Below are 26,750 nucleotides of genomic sequence, written 5' to 3' on the forward strand. Positions count from 1 at the left end.
GATCTTCAGCTCTGATGTATGATGAGATTTCCCTATCTATTCACTGTAAACATCCAACTAACACCATATTTGTCCTTTACAGAACCATGCAGTTTGGCAAAGAATGTTGGTTGAAGATCCATAAAAACAGATCCACCATCTGCAAGGACATTCCATGCCTTTTTCGCTTGCTCTTCAGAGTCAAGCTCAACACTGATGACCACTTTCTCTCCGTTTGGAATGTCCCGTTTTCCATCCGAACCCATAATGATGCCTGAATCGGTTAATTTCAATTGTGCATGAAGGACAAGGTCTTTATCGCTTTCAGAAATTGGAAAATTAGGATCTGGCGGCATTTCACCGTATTTTTGCATTAAAATCATTTCACCATCAAAAGCTTTTCGATACCATTCAAATGCCTCTGCACATTCTCTATTGAACATTAAATAAGGTTTAATCATTGCACAGTCTCCTTTAACATTAACTTAGGCTAACAGCTGTTATGGTCCTAATAAATATTATATACGAACATTAGTTCTTTTTCAATGTTTAAAAACCACAAAAAACTTGTTTAGAGATAAAGGTTAATATAGAAAAGGTAGTTTTTATAAAAAATATTGGCTGTTTTCGGAAGCGATTTACAGAAGGAATTATAATTCGGACATGATTGCCTTTGAAGTTTCGAAAGCTGTCCGAAGACGACCAATGTACGGACATGATTGCCTTTGAAGTTTCGAAAGCTGTCCGAAGACGACCAATGTACGGACAAGATTGCCTTTGAAATCACAAGAGCTGTCCGAAGACGATCGCTGTTTGGACAAGATTGCCTTTAAAATTACGAGAGCTGTCCAAAGACGACCGAAGTACGGACATGATTGCCTTTGAAATCACGAAAGCTGTCCGAAGACGACCAATGTTCGGACATGAGTGCCTTTGAAATCACGAGAGTTGTCCGAAGACGACCGAAGATCGGACAAGATTACGATTTTATTCATACATTTCTTGTTTGTTTTAAGAAAGGAATGGCGAAAGCTAAATTAATTTTCCTATCCTCAATTAAAAGTGAAAATGGGTGCTTTGTTAAGGACGATGATCGCTGCAACGGTCATTTTCTTGTCCTATAACGTGGCAGGTTCCTTTAAGAATGATTATAATTGAATAAAGAACTTAACTCAGAGGTGTTGCTGTGTCTTTATTAAGGAGGTATATGATGAAGTTTTTTATAAAGTTAAATATTATTAGTGTGTTATACGCAATAGCGTTGTTTATAGCAATCGAACTCATAATAAATGTATCTCATATTAGTATGTTAACTGGCTGGGAATGGGATAATGTTTACATTTTAATTGCTGTTATTAATGTTATTGGACTTCTACTTTCGACAATCTTATTCATTTACTTAACAAAAAAATGGAATATTAGTAGAAAATACAGCTATTTGTCACTCCTTTTGTGGCTACCATATTTTATTCTTTTTTTCTCCTTTTTCCCTGTTGTTTTTCCTATTAATGTAGGCGTAGAACTATTTCCGAGATTTAGCCTTCTGATTTATGGGTCTGTCATTCTGTATCCAGTTTACATCTTATTTATTAATATATATGCATCACCTCTAAGAACAGATTATGAGGAAATAAGGCATTAAAAATGCAGGTCACTTTGAGTGGAAGAAGCATGAAGATATTTTTGTTATAATATGGATAAAAGTTTATTTTGGAGGCTACTGGTTAATTTAAAAGACTTTATTAAAGGAGGACCACAATGGAGGTAATTTTAGCAAGTGTGTTTTCAGCAATCATAATATTTATTACTGTCTTTTTTATGATGAAGGTATACATTATCGCCTTTAAGAGGAATGATATATCACTTAGGAAATGCATTATTTTTTCTACTTCTTCAATTGTAATTGGTTTATTAGTCGCAGGCGTTTTACCATTTGGTTACCAAAAAATAATGGATTACATTAACTAACTTCATCTTTAAAAAAGTCGTTCCTAATCGAGGTATTTCATAGATTTTAAAACAACAACAAAATTTAACACTTAATCTAACGTGTTCTATAGCTGAAGAAAGCCACTGATTTTTATCAGCGGCTTTTTTGTTTGTTTAATGAAAGACTTCCTGCGATTAACTATTTACTTCAATCACGGCGGAATTCTAATTACATTATTCCATTAATAATTCGTGGACAATGTGTTGTTTAAAATCTTTTGGCTTATCCAATAGTATCCCTCTACTTGACGCAGCTGCAATTATTAGTCCTAATTCATAGTACATATTTTTAGAAACTAATCCTTTTGAAATCATTTTCTTCACTTCATAATAAAATTGAATCAAAAAATCACTTGGTAATTTTTCATACAAAGACATTTTAATAACACCTACTATTCCTACTGATTTAATAGGAATAATATCAATTAAAACTGAAATTGAAAAGAGTTTTTTTCCAGATTCATAAATTTGTCATTTTAACAGATAAGTTTGACAATACTGATTTAATCTTGTTGATCTCTAACTGGTTACTAGCTTGTTCAGAAATACTTTCCCCCTTTTTCAACAATTCCTTCAGAGAATCACGGTCATAGAATTGAGAGTTGCCCTTCACCACTAGTCAAAATAATCACTTGCGAACGTGCGAAATGTTCGTGCAGCAGTTGATAAGTATCGTGTTTCCACCCAAGTCAACCCAATCACTCTCTGGCAGACAGGTTTTTTGATCTTCAATTTTACCGGTGAATGGATATTGTTTTCTTTCCACCAATGGGCAGGAATAAAGGCGATTCCCAATCCTAATTTCACCATATCGAAGATAACCTCAGCGTCGTTACATTCAAATGCAATGTTGGGGGTAAAACCGGATTGATTACAAAATTCAATAGTTAAGTCACGGAAATCATAGTCTGCTGTAAGACTGATAAACTTATCGTTGGCAACATCATTGAGATCAATTTGGTCACGATTTGCAAAAGGATGTGTGGCGGGAACAGCCAGATAAATGTCTTCCGTTAACAAGGGATTACAGCAAATTCCGGGTTGCTGGAGCGGTGGTGAGGAGATACAAAAATCAATTTCCCCATTTTCCAGGTAATGTTTTACCCCCATTGTTGGGACTTGTAATAGTCGAATATTGACATGAGGGTATTGAGTCAGAAACGAGCTGATTAAATTTGGTAACAAGCGTGTGGTAGTCGTCCCCAAATGAACAACCCCATTATCAAGACCGGTCATGTCGTTTAATTCACGGTTTGCTTCCTCCAATTCTGCAAAGATTCGTTCGACCCGTCGAAGATAGGCTTTTCCGAATTGGTTCAGTCTGATTAGCTTCCCTTGCCGATCAAATAAGGGGATACCCAGAGACTTTTCTAATTTGGAGATTGACTTACTTAGCGAGGGTTGTGCGATATGCAGTTGCTCTGCAGCTTTCGTCATATGCTCCATGCGGGCAACCGTTTGGAAATATCTTAACTGAAGCAGATCCATATTTATCATCCCTCCCCTTATAGCTTTTAGCTATCGATATATAGATAATTATGTATTTAACTTTATAAAGAATCAAGTGTACAATCAAATAAATGATTTGAAATGACTTAATTTTCAAACATTTAAAATCGAATCCAATGCTAAAGGAATGGTAACGGTAATGAAGAAAACGGGAGAAGCTGCTTTTCAAGAATCAGTTAGGAGGATATGTTTTGGCAAACAACAAATGTGGCGCGTAAAGGAAAGTTTGAAAATTAATGATTAAAAAGAAAGCGGATACATTTACACGGTGGATAAGGATCAACTAAAAATTCACTCATAAAAATCGAATGGAGGCTAGATATTAATGGAATTATCAGGGAAAGCAAAATTTAATTATAGTGCAGAAGTCGTTTGGGAAGCCATGCATAATCCAGAATTGCTGAAGAATGCCATACCAGGGTGTCAAAACCTAATCTTGGTTAGAAATGAAGAATATGACGTTGAACTAAAGCTTGGTGTAGCAGCTGTAAAAGGGGACTACACGGGTAAGGTTAAATTAGAGAACGTAGAGGTACCATCTCATTACATCTTAAATGCCGAGGGTAGCGGAAAGCCGGGATTTGTTTCCGCAAAAATGGACTGTAAAATCATCCCTGAAGGAGAAGGGTGTCAATTAATTTGGGAATGCAATGCAGATATTGGCGGAATGATTGCTGGGGTTGGAAGCAGGGTCATTGGAGGTATTGCAAAATTCATGGCCGGCAAATTCTTTAAAGATATAGAAAAACAGCTAATAGTTCACCAAAACATTTAAGGAATAGAAATTCAAACTGATTTATTTTTTTATTTCGAATGGAGGGATTTCTATGAAACCGGCAAAGTTTAATTACTTTCGACCTTCGAGCATAGAAGAAGCAGTACAATATTTATCCGAATACGGGGAAGATGCGAAAGTCTTATCCGGTGGCCAAAGTTTGATTCCTCTATTGAATATGAGACTTTCAACACCAAAGTACTTAATCGATTTAGGAAAAGTTGAAGGGTTGAACTATATCAAAGAAGACGGGGAATTTCTTGCCATTGGTGCATTGACAAAACACGGGGAAATAGAAAAATCTGAATTGGTTAAAGAAAAGTGTCCATTATTGTCGGAAGCAATCCGGTGGGTAGGCCACTTACAAATTCGTAATCGAGGAACTGTTGGTGGAAGTATCGCCCATGGTGATCCATCTGCTGAATTACCATGTGTGATAACGGCTTTAAGGGGAGAAATTGTTATTGCCGATGCAAATGGTGAAGAAGTATTATGTCCTGAAGAATTTTTCCTTACGTATATGCTCACTTCGCTACAACCGGATCAATTAGTTAAGGAGGTTCGTTTCCCTATTACAAAACCATCGAGCGGTTCTGCCTTTGTTGAAGTGGCGAGAAGACATGGGGATTTTGGGCTTGTCGAAGTGGCTGCAGTCGTTGATTTAGATGCGGATGGTCGTTGTTCAGGTGTCAATTTAGCCATTGGCGGTGTAAATTCTGTTCCAATACCATTAGTGGATGTGGAGGAACTTCTAATCGGTAAAGAGCTGTCCGAGCAAATATATGAAGAGGCGGGTAATCTAACAATGGAAATTGTTGAACCGGAATCTGATCTTCATGGGACGGCCGAATATCGAAGAGAACTTTCTGGAACTATGGTTATTCGTGCATTAAAGCAAGCAACTGAACGTGCACAGGGAGGCGGAGTATTATGATAGAAAAGGTTAAAATAAGCCTAAAAGTTAACGGTCAGAATATCGAGAGAGAGGTAGAGCCTAGACTGCTGCTTTCAGATTTTATTAGGGAGAACTTGTTACTTACTGGAACGCATGTCGGCTGTGAACATGGAGTTTGCGGAGCTTGTACAATTCATTTAAATGGGGACCCCGTTCGCTCATGTTTAATGCTTGCTGTTCAGGCAGATAGTTGTGAAGTCACGACTGTGGAATCACTAATGCAAGAAAATGGTGAGCTTAATGACTTACAGCAAGCATTTTCAGACAATCATGCATTGCAATGCGGATTTTGTACCCCAGGCTTCTTGATGACGGTTTCTAGTTATCTTGTAGAAAACCCAAATCCAAGCGAAGAGGAAATAAGAGAATGTATTTCTGGAAATCTATGTCGCTGCACAGGATACTCTAACATTATTAAAGCTGTAAAGCAGGCTGCTCAAACAGTATCTAATTAGGGAGGGAAGAAGGATGACAAAATACGTTGGTCAAAGTATTAGGCGAAAAGAAGACTATCGACTATTGACAGGTACAGGACAGTTCGTAGGCGATATCCAAATGGCAAATATGGCGGAAGCAGTCTTTGTTCGCAGCACACATGCTCATGCCATCATTAAAAAGATTGATATCACTGAAGCGAAGGCTTTAAATGGTGTCTACGCCATCCTTACTGGACTTGAAATAGACGGGAAGATCAAGCCTCTTGTCCAATTTGAATCACATAGTGCTTTGCCTCCTAATGTAGTGAAGGAAATTAATCCGACAATTCGTTTTTGTTATGAAGACGTCCTGGCTAAAAATAAGGTTATGTATGTAGGGCAGCCAATTGCAGTCATTGTCGCAGAAAATCGGTATATTGCTGAAGATGCAGCTGATTTAATTAAAGTAGAATATGAAACAATCCAGATCGTGGTCGATCCATTTAAGTCATTGGAAAAAGACGCGCCGTTGATTCAGGATCATCTTGACGGAAATGTTCAGGCGGATTTCCGAGTGACAACAGGAGATGCAGATCAAGCTCTTAAAGATGCAGAGCATATCCTAACGGCAAGGATTAAAACCCCAAGGGTTTCTTCCAACCCGTTAGAGACGAGAGGGGTCATTTCAACCTATGATGTTCGTACCAATCAATTCCATGTTTACTCATCAACGCAACTGCCTTTTGAAGTAAGAACCTATATGGCTAAATGTTTAGGTCTAGTTGAACAAAGCATTCGAGTAACAGCCCCAGATGTTGGGGGAGGTTTTGGTCCTAAAGGTGGAGTTCATCCTGAAGAAATTATCATCCCATATTTATCCAAATTGTTGAAGAGACCAGTCAAATGGATCGAAGATCGATTAGAACATTTAACAAGTGCCCGCCATTCAAGGGATCAAATCCATGATGTAGAAGTGGCTTTTAAACAGGATGGTACAATTGTTGGAATAAAAGATCAGTTCATTATAGATTGCGGTGCTATGAATTATTTTGGTCTAACATGTGCTTACAACAGTGCCTATCATTTGCGAGGCGCTTATAAAATACCAAACTACGATATTGGTTGCCAGATTGTCCTAACGAACAAAACACCGAATGTTCCATTTAGGGGAGCGGGAAGACCAGAGGTAGTTTTCGTTATGGATCGAATTATCGATATGGTGGCTAGAAAACTAAAAATGGACCCGGTTGACGTTATGAGAAAGAACATGATTCAAGCGGAAGAAATGCCTTACGACCAAGGCATATTGATAAAAGATGGTGCTCAGTTAATTTATGATAGCGGCGACTATCCTGCTGCACTAGAACAAGCTTTAAAAAAGGTCGATTACGAAGGCTTCCGTGCACAACAAAAAGAATGGAAGAAACAAGGTAAGCTTGTTGGAATAGGTATTTCTACTTATGTAGAAGGAACAGGGGCAGGTCCATTTGAAAGTGCTTATGTAACTATAGACAGTACTGGTCAAGTAGTAGCCCATCTTGGAGCATCCCCGCAAGGGCAAGGCCATGAAACTGTATTCTCTCAAATATGTGCAGATGAGTTAATGCTAAACCCGGATAAAATTACAATTAGGGTGGGAGATACTACCAACTTGGCTTATGGAGCAGGAACATATGGAAGCCGAAGTGCGGTAAATGCGGGATCAGCCATTCAAGCAGCATCGGTGAAATTACGCGAAAAAGTATTAGCTGTCGCAGCTGTTATGCTGGATGTGGAAGCTTCTGATTTGCAAATTGTGGATGGCAAGGTTTTTGTTGAGTCTACACCTGAAAAATGTGTGACCTATACGGAAGTTGCGAATGCAGCACGTCCTGGGTCTAGATGCAAGGTGCCTGCTGGAATGGAACCAGGTCTACAAGTCACACATTACTTTGTTCCGCCAACTGTTACTTTTGCATCGTCTGTCCATATTTGCATGGTAGAAGTGGATAAGAAAACGGGTTTTGTTAACTTGAAAGGATATAGCGTGGTTCATGACGCTGGAAAGGTCATCAACCCAATGATCGTAGATGGACAAGTTCAAGGGGGGATTGCTCAGGGAATTGGTGCAGCACTATATGAGGAAGTTGTTTACGATGAAAAAGGCCAACTCTTGACTGGTTCTTATATGGATTATTTATTGCCAACATCGATGGAGGTTCCGAATGTAGAAAAAGGCCATCAAGAATTCCTATCAACCAGAAATCCATTAGGTATAAAGGGGGTTGGGGAAGGTGGAGCCATTTCTCCGCCTGCTGCTATTGCGAATGCTGTTGTAGATGCACTCTTTCCATTAGACATTGCCATTAATCAACTGCCTATTAGCCCTAGTAACCTCCGTCAATGGATGAAAGAAGCAGAACGTAAACAGGATAAAGTTGAAATAGGTTGAGAAGCATTTTGTAAAAAAATGATGGATTCAATGTCGTTAGAATATACCCTATGCGAAAACAGAATAGTAGACAATCATGAAAGCAGAAGGTTTGAAAAGATTTATATCTAGATACTGTAAGTACTGATTATAAAACAATTCATGATGTTAGGGGAAAATATATTGAATAACTTTAATGCTCAAACAATAATTCCGACTGAAAAAATGAGCAAAACTCGTTGGTTTTTTATCGCTTTTCCATTACTTTTGCTATTTACCGTTTCCATGATGGATAAAGCAAACATCAATATTCTGCTTGCCAATAAGCCTTTTCTGCAAGACCTAGGCATTGATGGAAATCTTGTAAAAGGGACACTTAGCAGTATATTTCTAGTAACCTATGCATTTGGCCAATTAGCCTGGGGTTTTATCATTGACAAGATTGGTGCGCAACGCAGTGGACTTATTGGAATCTGCCTCTGGGCATGTGCGATGATTCTGGGGGGAATAGCTGATTCTATTAGTATGATTTTATGGTCTAGGGCTCTATTAGGAATTGGTGAAGGAGTCTTGTACCCAATGGCTCTCAAATTAACTTCAAATTGGTTCCCGCATAGTGAACAAGCTAAAGCGCAAACCACCTGGTATAGTGGGAATGCATTTGGCCCAGTCCTCGGACTTCCACTCATAGCGATCATAGCGTCTGCATATGGTTGGAGGGAAAGTTACTTTATACTTGCAGCGATTTCAATCGTATGTTTAATTTTATTTTGGATTATGGCAAGAGATAATCCAGCTAAGCATTATGCAGTTAATCAAACAGAAGTTAACTATATTCAAAGCAATCAAAAAGTGGAGGGAACGACTACTGTTAATAAAGGAAGCATCAAAACTGTACTTAAAAGTCCTTTGTTTTGGATTTTAACGATTGTTTATTCTTGTTTTTCTATTGGATATTACGGAATTTCAACTTTTTTACCTAGTTACTTGACAGAAGAAAAAGGAATAGATTTTGTAAATTCAGCGGTAATCAATGCTGGGGGATTCGCTCTAGCCATTGTTGTACAAATGGTGGCTGGGTATTTCTCCGATCAGTTCATGAAGAGAGCTGTTTTTGTTGGAGGTGCAGGCGCGCTTATCATTGTATTTATGCTTTTCTCCCTTTTTACGACAAACAGTACAGTTGCGGCCATCCTGAGTATTTTACTAATAGGTCTTTTGTTTATGCCAGCAGCATTGACCATGACAATGCTTCATCGTGTAGCTTCGCCAGAGGTAATGGGAAGTATTAGTGGTATTTTCGGATGTTTATCGTATTTAATCGCAGCATTAGGGCCGGTGATTGTTGGCATTTTCAGTCAAATGAGTGGTTCATATAATGGTGGTTTTATCGCTATTTTATGTTTCATTGCCCTTTCCCTTTTATTAAGTATTTTCTTAGTCAAAAAAGGTTATTAGAAGATAAGAGAGAAAAGAGGGGAGAGACAAAAAGGAAGGAATTCTTCCAATTTGTCCCCCTCTTTCTTCATAATATTAGGAATGATCATTTCTTAGCAGCTGGGAGGAGTAATGTGTGTCAAGATTACAAGAAATGAAAGATGTATTGAAAAATATCAGATTAGCATGGGATCGTAACCAAAAAGCAGCCATGGTCATGCAAATTGCCGTAAAAGGTTCTGCATACAGACTTCCTGGAACAAAAATGATGATGGCATTAGACGGACGAATGTTCGGCACGATAAGCGGTGGTTGTTTGGAAAGCGATTTATACGGCTGGGCTATAAAAGCTATGGAAATGAATGTTCCTTTAACACACAAATACGACTTAAGCGAAAATGAAATTTGGGGTTTAGGAATAGGATGCAAAGGGAATCTTGAAATACTTATCTTGCCTATTGAGCCACAGGATGAATTCTGGGTTCAAACCGACCAAGTTTTACAAAAAGGACAGCACTTTACTCTTGTATTGGAAATTCCTACGGGAAACAGATTGTTAGTTGATATGGACGGCGATCTTATTGGAAATCACGCGAGTGTGCCTTTTGAAGTGATTGAAAAAGCAAAAACTGTAATGAATACGCAAACTCGTGCAGAAATAGTAACCTGTGGCGGAAGCAGATATCTAATTGATGCGGTTAAGCCTAGTGAACACTTGATTGTAGCGGGAGCAGGAAAGGATGCAGTACCCGTTGTAGATTTAGCATCTAAAGTTGGATTTTCTGTCACAGTCTTGGATTCACGTGAAGATTTCAATAATTCTCATATATTTCCTTCAGCTTTGCATTTGAAAAAGAGCCCTGAGGAAATCGACCCGAATGATGTCACTGATTCATGGTGGGTGATTATGAATCATCACCAGTCATTGGATGAAAAAACCCTGCAACTTGCATTAAAAAGTGACCCGAGATACATTGGAGTTCTAGGTCCAATCTCTCGTACGGAAGAAATGCTAATCAATATTGGACAAAATTTTTCCAGCGGTCCAATTCGTTCACCACTTGGGTTGGATATAGGAGCTGAAACGATGGAAGAAGTATCTTTAAGTATTGTATCGGAACTAATGGTCGTTAGAAACAGGAGAAATCCTATGCCTTTGCATGGTAAGGTGAAAATTCATGCATAAAATTGGTGCAATCATACTCGCTGCAGGTATGTCTAAACGAATGGGTGAACCTAAATTATTACTATCCATACATGGCAAACCTCTTTTTCTTTATGTCCTTGGACCAGTCGTTGAAAGCTCTTTGGATCCGATTATCTTGGTTGCCGGTAAATATATAGAAGAAATCCAACAACATACTATGGACTTACTAGAAATACAGATCATTTTTAACCAGAATTATGCTGCTGGGATGTCCACTTCCCTAAAACTAGGAATCCAATCTATCAAAGAACAGGTGGATGCTGTTATAATTTTCCTAGCGGATCAGCCGCTTGTTTCTAGGACAGTCATCCAATCCTTAATGGAAAATTATGAAGCAAGTAGGAAAGAAGGAATTCGGATTGTCCGCCCAGAATATCAAGGCGAATTAGGCCATCCGGTCTTAATGGATGCAGAATTATTTAACGAATTCCATACAATTGAGGGGGATAGTGGCGGTCATAGCATTATCAAAAAATATAAGCACGTAATGAAGATTGTTTCATTTGACAATCCAATGTGGGGAGCGGATGTTGACACCCCTGATGACTTCATGAAGATGAAACAGTATTTTGATTCAAAACCTAATGAGGAGTGAAGAAATGGCACGTGTATTATTTATTAATGCCGGTTCAGAAGGGCATATCAATCCAACGATTGGAGTTGTAAAAGAACTTGTTTCGCGTGGGGAAGAGGTCGTGTACATTACAATTGAAGATTTTCGTGAGCGGATTGAGAAGACGGGAGCAACAGTGCGTACGTTGGACGGTCAAAAATTTATACAGGCCTTTATCAAAGGTGGGAGAAGTTATTTACCAGAAAGGATTAACGGTCTTCTACATACGGCAGATATTGTTATACCTAGTGTGCTTGAACAGATTGAAGGTGAGCATTTTGATTACATCATCCATGATTCCATGTTTGGTTGTGGACGTTTACTTGCCCAAATCCTAAATCTTCCTGCCATCAATTCTTGTACATCCTTTGCAGAGACAAAGGAATCATTCGATAAACTGCTGGAACGGCTTTCAAAAAATATTCCTACAGAAGCAGCTAAGGAAATTAATGATGAATATCAACGCCTGACAGACATGATAAAGGAAAAATATGATGTCGAGATTGCTTCTCCTTACGAAGTTTTTTGTAATCCAGCCCCACTCACAATCGTCTATACAACTAGAGAGTTTCAACCTTCTGGAGAAGCATTCGACCAAACTTTCAAATTTATAGGTGCTTCCATCTCCACACGATTAATGCAGGATGACTTTGACCTTGATACGATCAAAGGAAAAAGTCCCATTTACATTTCTCTTGGGACAGTTTTTAACCGTGCCATTGATTTTTATAAACTTTGTTTTGCTGCATTTGGAAATAGCGATCATACGGTTGTTATGTCCATTGGGAAGCAAACTCCATTAATTGATTTAGGAGAGATCCCTCAAAACTTTATTGTAAAAAATTATGTTCCACAAACGGAAGTGCTAAAACAGAGTAAATTATTTATCACACATGGTGGAATGAATAGTACCAATGAGGGTTTCTACTACGGAGTTCCGCTTATTGTAATCCCTCAAAGCGCGGATCAGCCGATTATTGCCGGGCAGGTGGCCAATCTCGGAGCTGGTACTACATTACCAGTGCAAGGCTTGACTGCAAATCAACTTCGTGATGCCGCAGATCATGTGTTAAATGAACCATCTTTCCATGAAGCTGCTTCAACTATAAGGGAATCGATTCAAAAATCAGGTGGATATCACCAAGCGGTTGATGAGATTTTTGCTTTTAAAAGAAAATACGTTATATAAATAAAGTTCACATTATTTTAGCTACATTAAATACTTAATGTAAAATGATAGGAGAGGAGTGATATCAAATGAAAGCACAAGTGATTAAAAAATTTGGTGATCCATCTGTTTTTGAGATGGCTAAGGTTCATAAGCCTGAGGCAATTCCTGGGCATGTTGTTATTCATGTAAAAGCAACAAGTGTAAATCCAATTGATACAAAAGTTCGGTCTGGAGTGGTATCTGCAATTGCACCAGAATTTCCAGCGATATTACACGGCGATGTAGCTGGAGTAGTTGTAGAGGTTGGAGACGGAGTATCAGAGTTCAAGATTGGTGATGAAGTCTTTGGTTGCGCAGGTGGTGTGAAAGGAACAGACGGTGCCCTAACTGAGTATATGCTTGCGGATGTGCAGCTTCTAGCTATTAAACCAAGAAATTTAACGATGGCACAAGCAGCGGCGCTTCCTCTCGTAACGATTACAGCATGGGAGTCACTTTATAATCGTGCGAATATTCAAAACGGCCAAACGGTCCTTATTCATGGAGCTACAGGCGGGGTAGGTCATGTCGCCATTCAACTAGCAAAGGTAGCTGGAGCAAAAGTATATACTACAGCTTCATCTGAGGAAAAATTAAACATTGGACAGCGTTTAGGTGCAGATGTGGCCATTAATTATCGAGAACAGTCAGTGGAGGAGTATGTAATAGAACATACAGATGGAAAAGGGTTTGACGTTGTGTTCGATACAGTCGGTGGCGAAAACCTAGATCGATCTTTCCAAGCTGCTGCCACTTACGGAACCGTATTATCCATCGCAGCACGCTCAACGCATGATTTGTCACCTCTGCATGCTAAGGCACTATCATTACATATTACCTTTATGATTTTAAAAATTATGAATAAGGAAAAAAGGCAGGAATATGGGAACATATTACGAAAAGTATCGAATCTTGTAGAGGAAGGGAAACTTCAGCCTTTAGTAGATGAAACGGTTTTTGATTTTGATCAAGTAAATGAAGCACATACTTTTTTGGAATCTAATAAAGCAATTGGAAAGATTGTATTGATAAATAAATGGTAAAATTGTTTTTTTTCTAGAATAAGATTTGATTCTAATTGAAGAGCATTACTGGATTTTTGTTGATAGCAGACTCAAAAAAGCAATAAAATAGTGTAAATGTCTGTGTTAATAAAGATTATGGGAGAAACTAGTTAAAATAATGAAGGTATATAAGTTAAAGAATAACTTTAAAGGTTTAAAAAAGGGAACACAATTCTATTTGATTGCTGAATCTGAATTTATTGGAGTAAAAGATTTTGTTTTAAGAACGGAAGACTTAGCTGTCAGGATTTCAATATATGAAAGGGAACTTCATAAAAATTTTATTTTATTTAAATATGGTTGAAGGGTTTAAACAGTCAATTCTATTTTAAATTTCTACTAGTTTAAATTAGTCTAATGAGGCTCACTTTAAAAGGTCGTTGAAGGAAAAAGGATGCTATAACGGAAAAATCAGAGCTGCCAATTTTGGCAGCTCTTCTAACAACATCCATCATATTAAGAATCAAAAAAAGTTCCATTCAAGGCCATTGTAATATTACTGGTTAACACTCTTTTTGTTATTAGAGAGATGCCAAGTAAAGAAGTGTTTAATCTTCTCCTCTTTTTTCAGAACTTCGCAAAAAACTTCCGCTGCATATTGATTAAAGAACGAACAAACCATTCCTTCTTTTTGTCCACAGCAACTATAAAACGAAAATCTTTTAAATTTTAAATTACTAAAATGATGATACATTTCATAGTTAATATATCCGTTTGGATAAAGATCAACAATTAAATGAAAGTAAGGAAAGGCATTCTTCACCTCAGGCTCTAAGTCCATTTTATCCCAATTTAATTTCACATCAATAAGAAGGCGAATACAATCGTCAAGTTCTTGAACTCCCCAGTCTTGATCTAGTATTGCATATTCCAAATTGATTTTTTTCATAATCTAGCCTCCTAAAATAAGTCCTATTTTAGGCAGCCCAGCCATCATAGTTTAAAACCTTAGACCCGTAGCTTTGCGTCCCAATCTTTCGAAAAGTTTGCCTTTATCTATAAACGATATGTAAATTATATTACAATTTTTTCAAAAATTACAAAATAAAGTTCTACAAATACCGACGTTTTATGAAAAAATTAGAAATCAATTCCCATTTCAAATATATTGTGAGTAGGTGGAAGAAGGGATTCTTGCCAGTAAATCGAATATTTAATTGTCGGAATATTAAAAATGAATGGTGGTGGTTGTATGTCTTCTCCTAGATCTAGGTTTGAAATGATTAATGGAATGGAAGTTCATTTTACAGAATGGGGAGATCCACAGAAACCAGCTGTGGTTTGTTGGCACGGTTTAACTCGAAATGGGCGAGACTTTGATACTTTAGCCCGCCATCTATCCCAAAACTACTATATCCTTTGTCCGGATACAATTGGGCGGGGATTGAGCCAATGGAGTTCTTCCCCCGAAAAGGACTATTGTTTTGAAAACTACAGTAACCTGGCGATTCAATTATTGGACCATTTAGGAATCGAACGGGTCCGATGGGTTGGGACCTCAATGGGTGGAGCCATTGGAATGCGTATTGCTGGAACGCTTAATCATCAGAACCGGATTTCACATTTAGTTTTAAATGACATTGGAGCAGGTGCTTCTGAAAATGCTGTTCAGGATATTGAAGGCATTAAACGAATTATTAGCTATGTAGGGAATCCACCGCAATTTAAAACCTTTAGTGAATTAAAGAAGTATTATCAAACCATTTATACCACATTTGGTCTTTCGAATGAAGAGGAGTGGAATGATTTTACCCAATACTCATGTAGAAGAAGCGATGAGGGTGGAATGAGTCCTGATTATGATCCAAACATTGCTTTGCAATTTCAGCACACAGAAGATCTAAACTTATGGAACTACTGGGAAGCAATTCAATCAAAAATATTACTCATTCGAGGAGAAATTTCCGACGTTCTTCCTCTTGATGTTGCGGAAAAAATGAAGCAAAAACCAAACTGTCAAATGGTAACGATTCCAAAACTTGGTCATGCCCCAGCTTTAAATACGGAAGAGCAAATTAGCCTTATTGAGAATTTTCTTCGGTAAATTGAAAGTTAATCTATTGAATTAGGGATGGATACCTAGGATGTGGCTAGGCAAGGTTTAGTTTAAGTATTTTCAATCTAAAAAGCCGAGCATTTTATTTTGAATTGGGATGCTCGGCTTTTTTTCTATAGATGGTTTTATATACATTAACATTTTTTTAGCTTAAATCTTAAATTATCAAATAACTCCCTAATTATTTATTAAATTTTTCGTACTCTTCAATATAAAGAGCTACAAAACCGCAATTTGGACATACAGATGCTTTAGTCTTTGCAGAAGCACTTTTGAATAATCCTTTACGCTTTTGTTTAATCGTAATTCCAGATAAGTCATATTCCACATTTATTTTACAATCGTTTATCATTTCAGTTTGACATTGAATGCAAATCCTTTTCATTATTAATCCCCCTTATAAATCAAATTAAAGCTAAACTGCTTCGTTTCTTCTTTTTACAATCTTTATACCTATTTTACCATCTCATTACAAATTTCCTTTTATCCTTTCAAGTTAAAAGTCAATAAAACCATTAAAGTAACAACCTAATAGTAAGGTTGGTTTCACCAAAAATACCGACCTCCTTAATGACATAGATACAGGTTTTTTTTCATACTATATTTTGGGGGTGGAATAATGCCACGAGTAAATTATCGAAGTTCAGATGTTGACTTAATGGCAAGGATGATGAGAGCAGAGGCTGAGGGTGAAGGAAAACAAGGAATGTTATATGTTGGTAATGTTATTGTGAACCGCCTTGTAGCCAATTGTTTAGACTTTAAAGGACTAAGGTCAGTTCCGAATGTAATTTATCAAGTACAAGGTGGAAATTACTCCTTTGAGGCAGTTCAAAAAGGGAATGTATTTTATCAACGATCAAGAACTGCTGAAAGAAGATTAGCAAAACAAAATTTGGATTATTGGAGAGACCACCCGGCGAAATATGCACTTTGGTATTTTAATCCACATGCTCCCTGCCCTCCAACATGGTATGGTCAACCTCAATCTGGACAATTTAAAGAACATTGTTTTTATGAACCAAAACCTGGAACATGTGATAGTGTTTATAGAGGCTAAGCTTACTCGACGAGTAAGCTTTTTTGAGTATTTAGAAATTTACCTAAAAAATAAAACTTTTAATGATGAGCCTTTTCAAGAAATAGTCTAATCCCAAAGCCTATCAGTATGGTTCCCGTGAGTCCTTCAATAATATTTTGTGTTTTAGGTTTTTTCATAAAAGTACTAATCTGATGAATTAAATGGACATAAAGTACTGACCAAAGGATGGTCAATACAGTATAAGTGGTACCCATGATAACAAACGGTAAAAAAGTATTGCTTCCAGGGTCAACAAATTGAGGGAAAAAGGTTAAAAAAAGAATTGCAATTTTGGGATTTAAGAGATTTGTAAGGAACCCTTGTTTAAAACAAGATGTACTAGCAAACTTGCTTTTTGTATTCATCTCAGCACTTGCTGCTACTTCCTTGTTCTTTAAAGACCATAATGTCTTAACACCCAGATAAATTAAGTAAACAGCCCCCACATATTTAAAGACAGAAAATATTAATGCTGATTTCACAATGATGGCGGAAAGTCCTAATACAGCAGCAGACGTATGGATAAGAAGGGCACAACAAATACCAAAAAGTGTTTTAAGACCCCCAGATTTCCCAGCGGTGACCGTATTTTTTGTAGTGATTGCAGTATCGGGACCGGGTAAAATGATAAAAAAAATACACATAAGAACAAACATATAAAAGTTTTCCATTGTAGTATCTCCTTCCTGATTTTGATAAGGTTTGAATATGTAATTCATTATATAAAAAGCGAGAGATTAATAGAAGATTAATCTTTTTGAGATTGTTTAGCTTCGCACCTGTTTTGAATGTTTTAAATTTGCTAAAATTTATATAATCATTTTTTAGAAAAAATTTTGAGATAAATCTACATCCCCCAGGTTTATCCGATTTTGAAAGGAGTTAGGCATAAAATGAACAGTCCAATCTAAGGTCTCCCGTAAACAATACTAATTTTGAAATATCGGGGGGATGTAGAATGAAATTGAATAAAAATTTTACTCTGTTACTGTTGGGTCATTCGCTTGCAAATATGGGCGATGTCCTATATATCGTCAGTGTTATTAGTGTGATATTCAACTTAACAGATTCTGCAACAGTATCATCATTCGTTCCATTTACGATTACTTCATCTATGTTTGTTTCCAGCATGTTAACTCCTCTTTTAGTGGGAAAAGTGAATTTAAAATGGTTAATGGCTTGGTCACAAATTGGAAAGACCATTCTGCTTGTTATTTTGGGTTTGATGATCGCTGGTATTACAGCATCTAATTATTATCTAATCTTCTTCATAATTGGATTGATTGCGCTTCTTGACGGTTGTGCAAATCCCATAAGACAAACATTAATTCCACACTATGTAAACAATGATGATTTAATAATAGCTAATGGAATTGCTGAAACAGTTACTCAAATCATCCAAGCAGTAATGTGGTTCGTAGGCAGTTTGTTTTTAATAATATTAAGTCCGCAACAACTCATTTGGCTCGTTGGATGTTTGTTCGTAATTTCAAGTGTTTTGCTAAGTTTATTAGAAACTGTAAGTCATACCGCATCGGAGCAAAAAGGGAAATTAGAACAACTCAAAGAGGGCTGGAAAACATTATTAAATACACCTGTATTGAAAAGAATTGCTTTGATAGACACTTTAGAAACCATTGCAGGGACGGTATGGATTGCGGCGATTTTATATGTTTTCGTTAACGATGCTTTACACGTTGATGAAAAGTGGTGGGGGTTTGTCAATGGTGCTTTCTTTCTAGGCTTAATCATAGGAAGCATTTATTGTATTAAATATCCTAGTTTTGTGGAAAAGAACCTGGGTACTTTAATTTTTGTTGGTTCATTCACTGGTTTCATTGTCACTATATTTTTTAGCCTAAATAGTAATCCACTTATGGCCTTATGTCTATCGCTCTTTATGGGGCTATTTGGACAAATCAAATACATTCCTCAACAAACGGTTATACAAACTAGTGTAACCAAAGAGCAGTTGTCTACTGTATATACCTCATTAAGTGCGATTGGAACGGGGATATTTGGGGCTGGCTCTTTGGTAATGGGGATATTAGCAGACCTGTTAGGGGTAAGAATGGTATTCGTATTATCAGGGGTAATACTAGCTTTGGTAAGTATAATTGTTTATAAGAATAAACAACTGTTTATTAGAAAGGTATTTCAAAATTAACATTGTGAAGGAAGGATTTTAATTAACAAAATCCTTCCTTTAAAAATGCGAATCAATAGAAAAAAAACTAACCGGAGAAATTTTCTGGTTAGTTTTTTGTCGTTAAAAAATAAAAGTAAAAAGATACATTGGGAATGAAAACTAAGTGCAGGGGCAAATTAATGATTGGGAGTTTCATAAAATCAATTTAGGTGATAAAATGCCTTTCAAGTTTTTACAAAAATATAAAAATAATAATCAGAAGTCAGAAGACGAGAAAAAGTCAATAAAAACAATTTTTGACCAAGCTGGAAAATCGAGTGATTTTCATCAATTTTTACTATCTGGAGAACAGGATATTACAATTAGTTACTATAAAAGTATGGTGGACCCAAAGAAAATAAATAACCTTCTTCTTCCCGCAATTCAAGAAAATATGGATAAGATTAGTGGAATTAATGATATAAAAAAGTGTATTCCATTTGAGGATTTCTTAGTTACAACTAATCCATTAGATGTTGAAGAAAAACTAATAAAAGGACATGTTATTGTTCAATTAAAGAATTCCAACCAACATTTCTTAACGATAAATATTGAAAATGCGAATCTTGGTTATCGAGAGAATAATGATACAGAAAATGAATTTAGTGTGATCGGCCCAAAGGCTGGATTTGTAGAAAACATAGGTATAAATCTTCATTTGTTGAGAAAGCAAATAGCGGTTCCAGAGTTAGTTTTTGAAGAAATAAAAATTGGATCAATGTCTAAAACAGAAGTAGTCATTGCCTATTTAGATGGAATTACCAATCCAGAATATATTCAAACTGTTCGACAACGATTAAAGGATATTGACTTAGATGTTATTTTCGATAATTCCCAAATTGATCAAATTATTTCAGATAATTCAAATACTCCCTTTCCTATTTTTTTATCCACTGAGCGGATTGATAGGGTTGTTTATGCGATGGTATTGGGGCAAGTTGCGATCATATCGAATGGATCTCCTTACATAATTACAGGGCCAACAACGATCTTAGATTTTTTCATTTCTCCCGAAGATTATTATCTTAATTGGGTACTAGGGTCGTTTTTTCGAATTATACGAATTATAAGCGTTATTTTCTCGTTGTTTGCGACTCCTATTTATGTTGCAATTTTAACCTTTCATTATGAAGTCGTACCGGATGATTTATTGCAACCCCTTATTAGTTCAAGGGCTCATGTTCCATTTCCTCCGGTATTGGAAGCTATTTTTTTGGAAATTACCATTGAATTGTTAAGGGAAGCGGGGGCACGCTTGCCGACAAAAATTGGACAAACCTTGGGTATTGTTGGTGGTATTGTTATCGGGCAGGCATCTGTCCAAGCTGCTCTAACCAGTAATATTTTACTCATTATTGTGTCATTGTCTGCACTTGCTTCTTTCACAACTCCTATCTTTAAAATGTCGAATGCCATTCGCCTCATACGGTTTCCTCTTATTTTATTTGCAGCATTTTTGGGCGGCTTTGGAATTATCATCGGATTTGTTCTTCTGATAGGACATTTATTAAAACTTAAATCTTTGGGGAATCCCTATATGGTCCCTCTATTTCCTTTTAGAATAAAGAACTTTCGAGACAGCTTTATTCGATCTTCCTATCAGTTTACAACGACACGAAGCAGATTTTTAAGACCTCTTTCACTTAAAAGATATACACCAAATCAAGATAAGGATGATATTAATAATGAATAGTCAGAAGCGAAAAAATATAAAGTATTTTTATGCTATTTTGCCTCTCATTTTGATTATTCCTGGCTGCTCTTTCCCACGTCAAAAAATTATAGATGATATGCAACTTCCTAAAGTATTAGGTTTTGATAAAGTTGATAGCCAGTATGTTGGAACTGTGCTTTATACAGATTATACGGGAGATGAAGAACAAGGTGAGAGCTCTATTTTACAGGGGAAAGGTAGGAAATCCTATTTAATAAAACAATCTCTAAATGCACAATCTCCTAAACCGATAGAAATTGGAAAATTGAATCTTTTAATTTTTGGTAAAGAACTAGCTGAAAATGGGGTGTCTTATTTTGTTAAGACTGTTTGCAGGGATCCTTTAGTTGGAAGCAATATGTTAGTGGCTGTTTCAGAAAAACCAGCAGGAGAAATATTAATGAAAAATAAAGATAAAAATAGCGACTATCCGTATAAATTGATTGAACAAAATTATCGAACTCAAAATGTACCAATTCCCACTTTGCAAAGTTTTTTATTCGATTTCTATGGAGAGGGAAGAGATCCTTCCCTGCCTTATTTAAAGATAAATCAAAAGGGGAACACTGAGGTAAAAGGGCTAGCAGTGTTGAAAAAAGACAAGCTGGAACTTATCTTAGATCAAAAAGAAAGCTTCTTATATAAAATTTTAAGAGGAAGAGTGATTAGTGGACAAACTGAATTTAACATACCTATGGGGCAGTCGAGGGATACTGCAATTTTAGCCATTTTATATGGAAAAAACAAAAAGTCAATTATTATTAAAGATTCGAAATCAAAGGTAACACTCAATATAACACTAAATGGAATGGTAAAGGATTTTCCAGACTGGCTGGATTTAAGGAAAAAACAAAATAGCCTATTATTAAAAAAGCAATTGGAAAAACAAATGAAAAAGGATTTTGAAAAGCTTTTCGTAAAATTTCAAAAGCATCAAGTTGATCCTTTAGGTATTGGTGACTTAGCAAGAGCGAATTCACAAAAATGGAACGAAAAGGAGTTCTATGAAAAGGTGTACCCAACTATTGCCTTGGATATAAATTTAAAATTAGAACTATCTCAAGCAGGGATTGGAGAGTAAAAAGAAAAGGTGAATGACCATGAGTAAACAATTAAATAAAAGTTTAACAGTATCTCCTTTTTTTTTATTTTTTCTGATTCACAGTACCCAAACCGGTGTAGGCTTGTTGAATTTTCAAAGTAAAATAATAAAGGGAGCAGAACAAGACGCATGGATTTCAGTTTTATTAGTCGGAATCAGTATTCATCTCATTATTTGGTTACTGTATTTCTTATTAAAGAAATCAAATAATGGGGATATTATGTCTTTACATCAACAAATATTTGGGAGATGGCTAGGAAACATATTAAATATTTTCTTTTATGGATATATGCTTTTAATTGTTTCAACTATAATTAGGTCCTATTTATCAGTTCTGGTTACTTGGGTTTTTCCTAATACCCCTATCTGGTTTTTATCACTTACTATGATTTTTGTGATTTCATATTTAGTTGTTGGGGGCTTTAGGGTTATTACCGGTATTTGTTTTTGGGGGATGCTAATCCCTTCGCTCCTTCTGTTAACGGTATATTTTCCACTCCAATATGCGTACTGGACGAATTTATTACCCGTTTTTAATCACAGTTTAAGTGACTATTTGGTATCAGCAAAAGAAAGTATTTTTATGTACTCAGGACCAGAATTTTTACTTATTTATTTTCCTTTTATTAAAAATAATCAAAATTCCCAAAAATGGGCTCACATTTCACAAATGTATACAACTATTTTATATTTAGTGGTTACCATCATCTCATTTGTTTATTTTAGTCATGGGCAGCTTGAACATGTTACTTGGCCAACCCTCATGATGTCAAAAATTATCCGCTTTCCATTTATCGAAAGATTTGAATATATCTTTATTTTTTTATGGCTATTAGTAATCCTTCCCCCTTGTTGTATGGCATTGTGGGGGGCGATTCGAGTTTTGAAAGAATCGTTTAAATTTAAACCAAGATTTTCATTATGGATATCCATTATTATCGTTCATTTCATGGTGATTAATGTCAAAAGTAAAGTAGATGCTGAGGAAGTAGGGACTTTTATGAACATAGTCACCTCTAGCTTTCTGTATATTTATTTACCTATATTGTTTGTGTTTTATCTCATCTTACAAACCTTTAAAAAAGCAAAGAGTAAAACCCAACAACAGTGAAAGACCTACCTAAAAGGACAAAGGGTAGGTAACTTTTTTTGTCTATAAACATAGCATTTAGGACTGATTTTCGATAAAATAAACATTGCTGATTTTCACAATAGTTTTTCATAAATCATCAATGTGAAAATGTCCTTGTGTTTGATAATAAGTTATTAATCATGATATAAGTTTATAAGAAATGGACTTTTGGCTTTATATTTTTTGACCGAGTGTTTGAAGTTGATCCATAGTGAGAGGAATTGAGTTTTGAAATGATAGATAATTTTTGGCGTGATTTACCACGGCCATTTTTTGTACTTGCCCCAATGGAAGATGTGACAGATCTTGTTTTTCGTCACGTCGTAAGTGAAGCCGGCCGACCGGATGTGTTTTTCACAGAGTTTACTAACTCGGATAGCTATTGTCATCCAGAGGGCATGAAAAGTGTGCGTGGCCGTTTAACTTTTACAGAAGATGAACAGCCAATTGTAGCTCATATTTGGGGGGATAATCCCGAATATTTCCGTCAAATGAGTATTGGTATGGCAGAGCTAGGATTTAAAGGCATCGATATTAATATGGGCTGCCCAGTACCGAATGTGGCATCGAGGGGGAAAGGCAGTGGTCTTATTCTGCGCCCAGACGTTGCGGCAGAACTTATTCAAGCAGCAAAAGCGGGCGGGCTGCCTGTCAGCGTGAAAACTCGACTTGGCGATAAGGATGTCAATGAGTGGGAGGAGTGGCTAACGCATATTTTAAATCAGGATATTGCGAACCTTTCGATTCATTTGCGGACAAGAAAGGAAATGAGCCAAGTAGATGCCCATTGGGAGCTAATTCCGGAAATCAAAAAATTACGTGACCGTGTCGCACCCAATACGCTACTAACAATCAATGGAGACATTCCTGACCGTCAAATTGGCCTGCAGCTTGCTGAACAATATGGTATTGATGGCGTGATGATCGGACGAGGTATTTTTAAAAATCCATTTGCTTTTGAAAAAGAGCCTAGAGAGCATAGCAGTAAAGAATACCTAGATCTATTAAGACTACAGCTTGATCTTCAAGATCAATATGCGGAAGTACTGCCACGTTCCATTACAGGGCTTCATCGTTTTTTCAAAATTTATGTTAAAGGGTTCCCTGGAGCTGCTGAATTAAGAAATCAATTGATGAACACGAAATCAACAGATGAAGTGCGTGCATTGCTTGATAACTTTGGAAAAGGGACGGGAATATTCTAACTAATCTGGCTGCGATGTTGCAGCCTTTTTCTTATTTGACTAAAGAGATCTGTAAGAATGGTAAAACTTTAGACTAGATTGACTGAAAAATGAATGTGTGATAAGTTTTACATTATAACTGACGACCGTTCGGAAGGTGGTATTTATGACTTTTAATCAAATTAAGAATGTTGCACTGAATCATTTTACGAATAAGGGATATGAGGGAACATCGATGGCACATATCGCTGATGATGTAGGAATCAAAAAACAATCCATCTACACTCATTTCAAAGGGAAAGAAGAACTTTTTTTACAGGTTTACCGTGATGTTTTTGATGCCGAATTAAAATTCGTTATTAATTATATAGACAGTAACAAAACACAACCGATTGAGGAATTCTTATATAATTTTCTTTTGCTATATAAAGAAAGATATGAGAAGAACAACATAACAAAATTTTGGCTTCGAATCTCTTTCTTTCCACCTGCTCATCTTTATGAACAGGTTATAGATTCTGTTTATGAGTATCTGGATAAGGTAGAAAAACATCTCCTTTTGGTCGTTGAGAAGGCTATGTTGGAGGGAGAAATTAGCTCAACCATTGACTCACAACGAGCTACTTCTGCATTTTTAGGAGTGTTAGATGGAATATTTGTTGAAATGTTATATGGAGGTTCCGAACGATTAATGAAGAGATTGGATGCCTCTTGGTATCTTTATTGGCGTGGACTTTCGAAGGAATAAGGATATTTTTTGGGGGAATAGGTTATGAAACGAAACTGGGTATTTGTTGTATTGGCTGGTCTTATTGAGGTGTTATGGGCATTAGGATTAAAGCATGCGAGTAATTGGCTTTCTTGGGTTGGTATTGCTCTCCTTATATATATTTCATTTGTGTTATTAATAAAGGCAATAAAAAGTCTACCCGTTGCTACTGTTTACGCGGTCTTTACTGGAATTGGGACAGCTGGGACTGTTGTGGCGGAGATGTTGATATTCGGAGAGGCCTTTAGTTGGACGAAAGTATTATTTATTTTCTTACTTCTGTCTGGTGTTGTAGGCTTAAAGCTTGTCACAACTGAATCTAGTAAGAAAGAAGGTGCAGTGTAATATGGCTTGGATGTATCTCATATTGGCAGGAGCTTTTGAGGTGGTTGGGGTTACAGGTATGAATAAAGTTGTTAAAGACAAAAACATACAGTCCTATATGGTTCTGTTCATTGGATTTATTTTTAGTTTTAGTTTTCTAGGTTTAGCTATGAAAACCCTCCCCGCGGGAATTTCTTATGCCGTTTGGACAGGGATCGGAACTGTAGGCGGGACAATTATTGGAATGCTTTTTTATGGAGAAGCAAAGGATTGGAGACGTATTTTATTTATAGCTCTAATATTAGTAGCAGTCATTGGATTGAAAATGACATCGTAGAATTTAGCAGTAGGTACCATTAGTTTATTGAACTCGAAGAACAAGATTAATTATGCAACGGAGCTGTCATTGTAGCAGCTTTTTTTGTTGGCTAATATATTGTAGCTGTGATGATGAAATAAAGTCTTAAATGTATAACCATATAATAAGTATAGAAAGTGAAAAGGCGTTTTCCACGTTGTTTTTATCTAATATCTCCAACTTTCTTCCTTTAAATAATAGGCTGTTTTCGGAATAATTGTTGTTTTTGGAACCGATTTAATCATAAAAATCTAAAGAAGGAATTATCATTCGGACATGAGTGTCTTTGGAAACACCAGAGCTGTCCGAAGACGACCGATGTTCGGACATGAGTGCGGTTGGAATCACCAGAGCTGTCCGTATACGACGGATGTTCGGACATGAGTGCCTTTGGAATCACCAGAGCTGTCCGAAGACGACCGATGTTCGGACATGAGTGCCTTTGGAATCACCAGAGCTGTCCGAAGACGACCGATGTTCGGACATAAGTGCCTTTGAAAACACCAGAGATGTCCGAAGACGACTGATGTTCGGACATGAGTGCCTATGAAAACACCAGAGATGTCCGAAGACGACTGATGTTCGGACATGAGTGCCTATGAAAACACCAGAGATGTCCGAAGACGACTGATGTTCGGACATGAGTGCCTATGAAAACACCAGAGCTGTCCGAAGAAGATTGATGTTCGGACATGAGTGCCTTTGGATTCACCAGAGCTGTCCGAATATGCCACGAATCGAACACAGCAACAAAGTTTACGATAAGAGCCAAATAATAAAAGGGAAAAGACAAGGTGAGTGAATTTATTGAAAAATGGATTTAAAATAATCGATTTTCTTTTTCGTCAAGCGAAAAAAACAAGTCTTCACACAAAAATGATTACAGTATCTAGTGGAGAAAGGATAACCAATTTAACCGTTCACGTTGCAGATACTCAAGAAAAAAGAGATAAGGGCTTAATGTTTGTTAGAAAACTACCCGAAAACGAGGGGATGCTATTTGTGTTTTCCGGAAAAACATATGGCGGTTTTTGGATGAAAAACACCTTAATTCCTTTATCTATTGCATTTCTTGATTCAGACGGAAAAATTCTAAAAATTTTAGATATGGTCCCTTGTAAACAGGATGAATGTCCTACTTATGATCCGGAACTTTTTTATCATTATGCAATCGAAGTTAATCTTGGATGGTTTGAAAAGTATCAAATCAAAGTAGGGGATTATGTAAACCTTGATTAAATCACCACACCTCTATGAGTTCTTAGACGAGTGGTGATT

Annotated in this window: 27 protein-coding genes and 1 riboswitch; of the genes, 21 read left to right on the plus strand and 6 right to left on the minus strand. The window is 36.6% G+C overall.

Annotated features, from left to right (window positions below):
* Window positions 1-32: 32 nt before the first annotated feature.
* The gene (locus AC4QJR_RS12110; RefSeq protein WP_496526333.1) at window positions 33-440 is read right to left on the minus strand and encodes a VOC family protein; all 408 of its coding nucleotides are present in this window, start codon (window positions 438-440) and stop codon (window positions 33-35) included.
* Window positions 441-1,737: 1,297 nt separating this feature from the next.
* Here AC4QJR_RS12110 and AC4QJR_RS12115 point away from each other — a divergent pair.
* Window positions 1,738-1,947 carry a hypothetical protein gene (locus AC4QJR_RS12115; protein ID WP_098575492.1) on the plus strand — a complete coding sequence of 70 codons (210 nt, stop codon included), beginning with the start codon at window positions 1,738-1,740 and terminating at the stop codon, window positions 1,945-1,947.
* A 195-nt stretch (window positions 1,948-2,142) separates the two neighbouring features.
* Here AC4QJR_RS12115 and AC4QJR_RS12120 read toward each other — a convergent pair whose 3' ends face one another.
* Window positions 2,143-2,346 (minus strand): hypothetical protein, encoded by a 204-nt coding sequence (locus tag AC4QJR_RS12120; protein ID WP_098576459.1) that lies wholly within the window; start codon window positions 2,344-2,346, stop codon window positions 2,143-2,145.
* A gap of 237 nt (window positions 2,347-2,583) precedes the next feature.
* A complete protein-coding gene (locus AC4QJR_RS12125) occupies window positions 2,584-3,456 on the minus strand; it encodes a LysR family transcriptional regulator (RefSeq protein ID WP_496526334.1) in 873 nt (290 codons plus the stop codon).
* A gap of 346 nt (window positions 3,457-3,802) precedes the next feature.
* Here AC4QJR_RS12125 and AC4QJR_RS12130 point away from each other — a divergent pair, with 346 nt between their 5' ends.
* The 9 genes from AC4QJR_RS12130 (at window position 3,803) to AC4QJR_RS12170 (ending at window position 13,543) form a co-directional block, all read left to right on the plus strand.
* Window positions 3,803-4,252 carry an SRPBCC family protein gene (locus AC4QJR_RS12130; protein ID WP_496526335.1) on the plus strand — a complete coding sequence of 150 codons (450 nt, stop codon included), beginning with the start codon at window positions 3,803-3,805 and terminating at the stop codon, window positions 4,250-4,252.
* A 52-nt stretch (window positions 4,253-4,304) separates the two neighbouring features.
* Complete coding sequence (locus tag AC4QJR_RS12135) at window positions 4,305-5,186, plus strand: FAD binding domain-containing protein (RefSeq protein ID WP_496526336.1); 882 nt, start codon at window positions 4,305-4,307, stop codon at window positions 5,184-5,186.
* Window positions 5,183-5,662 (plus strand): (2Fe-2S)-binding protein, encoded by a 480-nt coding sequence (locus tag AC4QJR_RS12140; RefSeq protein ID WP_496526337.1) that lies wholly within the window; start codon window positions 5,183-5,185, stop codon window positions 5,660-5,662. Before AC4QJR_RS12135 ends, AC4QJR_RS12140 begins: the two co-directional genes overlap by 4 nt.
* Before the next feature lie 13 nt (window positions 5,663-5,675).
* On the plus strand, window positions 5,676-8,054 hold the full coding sequence (locus tag AC4QJR_RS12145) for a xanthine dehydrogenase family protein molybdopterin-binding subunit (RefSeq protein WP_496526338.1): 2,379 nt from the start codon (window positions 5,676-5,678) through the stop codon (window positions 8,052-8,054).
* Window positions 8,055-8,216: 162 nt separating this feature from the next.
* Window positions 8,217-9,491 (plus strand): MFS transporter, encoded by a 1,275-nt coding sequence (locus AC4QJR_RS12150; protein ID WP_496526339.1) that lies wholly within the window; start codon window positions 8,217-8,219, stop codon window positions 9,489-9,491.
* A gap of 115 nt (window positions 9,492-9,606) precedes the next feature.
* Window positions 9,607-10,656 carry an XdhC family protein gene (locus AC4QJR_RS12155; protein WP_496526340.1) on the plus strand — a complete coding sequence of 350 codons (1,050 nt, stop codon included), beginning with the start codon at window positions 9,607-9,609 and terminating at the stop codon, window positions 10,654-10,656.
* Window positions 10,649-11,272 carry a nucleotidyltransferase family protein gene (locus AC4QJR_RS12160; RefSeq protein WP_496526341.1) on the plus strand — a complete coding sequence of 208 codons (624 nt, stop codon included), beginning with the start codon at window positions 10,649-10,651 and terminating at the stop codon, window positions 11,270-11,272. Before AC4QJR_RS12155 ends, AC4QJR_RS12160 begins: the two co-directional genes overlap by 8 nt.
* Window positions 11,273-11,276: 4 nt before the next feature.
* The gene (locus AC4QJR_RS12165; RefSeq protein WP_496526342.1) at window positions 11,277-12,479 is read left to right on the plus strand and encodes a macrolide family glycosyltransferase; all 1,203 of its coding nucleotides are present in this window, start codon (window positions 11,277-11,279) and stop codon (window positions 12,477-12,479) included.
* A 68-nt stretch (window positions 12,480-12,547) separates the two neighbouring features.
* Window positions 12,548-13,543 carry a zinc-dependent alcohol dehydrogenase family protein gene (locus AC4QJR_RS12170; RefSeq protein WP_496526343.1) on the plus strand — a complete coding sequence of 332 codons (996 nt, stop codon included), beginning with the start codon at window positions 12,548-12,550 and terminating at the stop codon, window positions 13,541-13,543.
* A 517-nt stretch (window positions 13,544-14,060) separates the two neighbouring features.
* Here the strand turns inward: AC4QJR_RS12170 and AC4QJR_RS12175 are convergent.
* Window positions 14,061-14,453 (minus strand): hypothetical protein, encoded by a 393-nt coding sequence (locus AC4QJR_RS12175; protein WP_098576464.1) that lies wholly within the window; start codon window positions 14,451-14,453, stop codon window positions 14,061-14,063.
* A gap of 28 nt (window positions 14,454-14,481) precedes the next feature.
* Window positions 14,482-14,565: riboswitch (cyclic di-GMP riboswitch) on the minus strand.
* 191 nt (window positions 14,566-14,756) lie between these two features.
* On the opposite strand from AC4QJR_RS12175, the gene AC4QJR_RS12180 reads away from it, so the two are divergent.
* Window positions 14,757-15,608: an alpha/beta fold hydrolase gene (locus AC4QJR_RS12180; RefSeq protein WP_375376684.1), complete on the plus strand. Its 852-nt coding sequence runs from the start codon at window positions 14,757-14,759 to the stop codon at window positions 15,606-15,608.
* 193 nt (window positions 15,609-15,801) lie between these two features.
* Here AC4QJR_RS12180 and AC4QJR_RS12185 read toward each other — a convergent pair whose 3' ends face one another.
* Window positions 15,802-16,005: a hypothetical protein gene (locus tag AC4QJR_RS12185; protein ID WP_496526344.1), complete on the minus strand. Its 204-nt coding sequence runs from the start codon at window positions 16,003-16,005 to the stop codon at window positions 15,802-15,804.
* A gap of 234 nt (window positions 16,006-16,239) precedes the next feature.
* Between AC4QJR_RS12185 and AC4QJR_RS12190 the strand changes: the two genes are divergently transcribed.
* Window positions 16,240-16,680, plus strand: a complete 441-nt coding sequence (locus AC4QJR_RS12190) for a cell wall hydrolase (protein ID WP_098576468.1) — start codon at window positions 16,240-16,242, stop codon at window positions 16,678-16,680.
* Window positions 16,681-16,739: 59 nt separating this feature from the next.
* Here the strand turns inward: AC4QJR_RS12190 and AC4QJR_RS12195 are convergent, their stop codons facing one another.
* The gene (locus AC4QJR_RS12195) at window positions 16,740-17,372 is read right to left on the minus strand and encodes a LysE family translocator (RefSeq protein WP_496526345.1); all 633 of its coding nucleotides are present in this window, start codon (window positions 17,370-17,372) and stop codon (window positions 16,740-16,742) included.
* A gap of 287 nt (window positions 17,373-17,659) precedes the next feature.
* On the opposite strand from AC4QJR_RS12195, the gene AC4QJR_RS12200 reads away from it, so the two are divergent.
* The 9 genes from AC4QJR_RS12200 (at window position 17,660) to AC4QJR_RS12240 (ending at window position 26,711) form a co-directional block, all read left to right on the plus strand.
* The gene (locus AC4QJR_RS12200) at window positions 17,660-18,868 is read left to right on the plus strand and encodes an MFS transporter (RefSeq protein ID WP_496526346.1); all 1,209 of its coding nucleotides are present in this window, start codon (window positions 17,660-17,662) and stop codon (window positions 18,866-18,868) included.
* 199 nt (window positions 18,869-19,067) lie between these two features.
* The gene (locus AC4QJR_RS12205; RefSeq protein WP_496526347.1) at window positions 19,068-20,582 is read left to right on the plus strand and encodes a spore germination protein; all 1,515 of its coding nucleotides are present in this window, start codon (window positions 19,068-19,070) and stop codon (window positions 20,580-20,582) included.
* On the plus strand, window positions 20,575-21,684 hold the full coding sequence (locus tag AC4QJR_RS12210) for a Ger(x)C family spore germination protein (protein WP_496526348.1): 1,110 nt from the start codon (window positions 20,575-20,577) through the stop codon (window positions 21,682-21,684). Before AC4QJR_RS12205 ends, AC4QJR_RS12210 begins: the two co-directional genes overlap by 8 nt.
* Before the next feature lie 19 nt (window positions 21,685-21,703).
* Window positions 21,704-22,816: a GerAB/ArcD/ProY family transporter gene (locus tag AC4QJR_RS12215; RefSeq protein WP_496526349.1), complete on the plus strand. Its 1,113-nt coding sequence runs from the start codon at window positions 21,704-21,706 to the stop codon at window positions 22,814-22,816.
* A 254-nt stretch (window positions 22,817-23,070) separates the two neighbouring features.
* Window positions 23,071-24,042 (plus strand): tRNA dihydrouridine synthase, encoded by a 972-nt coding sequence (locus tag AC4QJR_RS12220; RefSeq protein ID WP_098576569.1) that lies wholly within the window; start codon window positions 23,071-23,073, stop codon window positions 24,040-24,042.
* A 145-nt stretch (window positions 24,043-24,187) separates the two neighbouring features.
* On the plus strand, window positions 24,188-24,769 hold the full coding sequence (locus AC4QJR_RS12225) for a TetR/AcrR family transcriptional regulator (RefSeq protein WP_098576570.1): 582 nt from the start codon (window positions 24,188-24,190) through the stop codon (window positions 24,767-24,769).
* A gap of 24 nt (window positions 24,770-24,793) precedes the next feature.
* Complete coding sequence (locus AC4QJR_RS12230; RefSeq protein WP_375376677.1) at window positions 24,794-25,135, plus strand: DMT family transporter; 342 nt, start codon at window positions 24,794-24,796, stop codon at window positions 25,133-25,135.
* A gap of 1 nt (window position 25,136) precedes the next feature.
* Window positions 25,137-25,451, plus strand: a complete 315-nt coding sequence (locus tag AC4QJR_RS12235) for a DMT family transporter (protein WP_098576572.1) — start codon at window positions 25,137-25,139, stop codon at window positions 25,449-25,451.
* A gap of 828 nt (window positions 25,452-26,279) precedes the next feature.
* Window positions 26,280-26,711, plus strand: coding sequence for a DUF192 domain-containing protein (locus tag AC4QJR_RS12240; protein ID WP_496526350.1), 432 nt, complete (start codon window positions 26,280-26,282; stop codon window positions 26,709-26,711).
* The last annotated feature ends 39 nt before the right edge of the window (window positions 26,712-26,750 follow it).

The sequence above is a fragment of the Neobacillus sp. BP17 genome (assembly GCF_059579525.1).

What these genes read in the sequence shown, in the direction of transcription:
- AC4QJR_RS12110 (WP_496526333.1), bottom strand. Translation starts at nt 440, where the DNA reads ATGATTAAACCTTATTTAATGTTCAATAGAGAATGTGCAGAGGCATTT.
- AC4QJR_RS12115 (WP_098575492.1), top strand. Translation starts at nt 1,738, where the DNA reads ATGGAGGTAATTTTAGCAAGTGTGTTTTCAGCAATCATAATATTTATT.
- AC4QJR_RS12120 (WP_098576459.1), bottom strand. Translation starts at nt 2,346, where the DNA reads ATGTCTTTGTATGAAAAATTACCAAGTGATTTTTTGATTCAATTTTAT.
- AC4QJR_RS12125 (WP_496526334.1), bottom strand. Translation starts at nt 3,456, where the DNA reads ATGGATCTGCTTCAGTTAAGATATTTCCAAACGGTTGCCCGCATGGAG.
- AC4QJR_RS12130 (WP_496526335.1), top strand. Translation starts at nt 3,803, where the DNA reads ATGGAATTATCAGGGAAAGCAAAATTTAATTATAGTGCAGAAGTCGTT.
- AC4QJR_RS12135 (WP_496526336.1), top strand. Translation starts at nt 4,305, where the DNA reads ATGAAACCGGCAAAGTTTAATTACTTTCGACCTTCGAGCATAGAAGAA.
- AC4QJR_RS12140 (WP_496526337.1), top strand. Translation starts at nt 5,183, where the DNA reads ATGATAGAAAAGGTTAAAATAAGCCTAAAAGTTAACGGTCAGAATATC.
- AC4QJR_RS12145 (WP_496526338.1), top strand. Translation starts at nt 5,676, where the DNA reads ATGACAAAATACGTTGGTCAAAGTATTAGGCGAAAAGAAGACTATCGA.
- AC4QJR_RS12160 (WP_496526341.1), top strand. Translation starts at nt 10,649, where the DNA reads ATGCATAAAATTGGTGCAATCATACTCGCTGCAGGTATGTCTAAACGA.
- AC4QJR_RS12165 (WP_496526342.1), top strand. Translation starts at nt 11,277, where the DNA reads ATGGCACGTGTATTATTTATTAATGCCGGTTCAGAAGGGCATATCAAT.
- AC4QJR_RS12170 (WP_496526343.1), top strand. Translation starts at nt 12,548, where the DNA reads ATGAAAGCACAAGTGATTAAAAAATTTGGTGATCCATCTGTTTTTGAG.
- AC4QJR_RS12175 (WP_098576464.1), bottom strand. Translation starts at nt 14,453, where the DNA reads ATGAAAAAAATCAATTTGGAATATGCAATACTAGATCAAGACTGGGGA.
- AC4QJR_RS12180 (WP_375376684.1), top strand. Translation starts at nt 14,757, where the DNA reads ATGTCTTCTCCTAGATCTAGGTTTGAAATGATTAATGGAATGGAAGTT.
- AC4QJR_RS12185 (WP_496526344.1), bottom strand. Translation starts at nt 16,005, where the DNA reads ATGAAAAGGATTTGCATTCAATGTCAAACTGAAATGATAAACGATTGT.
- AC4QJR_RS12190 (WP_098576468.1), top strand. Translation starts at nt 16,240, where the DNA reads ATGCCACGAGTAAATTATCGAAGTTCAGATGTTGACTTAATGGCAAGG.
- AC4QJR_RS12195 (WP_496526345.1), bottom strand. Translation starts at nt 17,372, where the DNA reads ATGGAAAACTTTTATATGTTTGTTCTTATGTGTATTTTTTTTATCATT.
- AC4QJR_RS12200 (WP_496526346.1), top strand. Translation starts at nt 17,660, where the DNA reads ATGAAATTGAATAAAAATTTTACTCTGTTACTGTTGGGTCATTCGCTT.
- AC4QJR_RS12205 (WP_496526347.1), top strand. Translation starts at nt 19,068, where the DNA reads ATGCCTTTCAAGTTTTTACAAAAATATAAAAATAATAATCAGAAGTCA.
- AC4QJR_RS12210 (WP_496526348.1), top strand. Translation starts at nt 20,575, where the DNA reads ATGAATAGTCAGAAGCGAAAAAATATAAAGTATTTTTATGCTATTTTG.
- AC4QJR_RS12215 (WP_496526349.1), top strand. Translation starts at nt 21,704, where the DNA reads ATGAGTAAACAATTAAATAAAAGTTTAACAGTATCTCCTTTTTTTTTA.
- AC4QJR_RS12220 (WP_098576569.1), top strand. Translation starts at nt 23,071, where the DNA reads ATGATAGATAATTTTTGGCGTGATTTACCACGGCCATTTTTTGTACTT.
- AC4QJR_RS12225 (WP_098576570.1), top strand. Translation starts at nt 24,188, where the DNA reads ATGACTTTTAATCAAATTAAGAATGTTGCACTGAATCATTTTACGAAT.
- AC4QJR_RS12230 (WP_375376677.1), top strand. Translation starts at nt 24,794, where the DNA reads ATGAAACGAAACTGGGTATTTGTTGTATTGGCTGGTCTTATTGAGGTG.
- AC4QJR_RS12235 (WP_098576572.1), top strand. Translation starts at nt 25,137, where the DNA reads ATGGCTTGGATGTATCTCATATTGGCAGGAGCTTTTGAGGTGGTTGGG.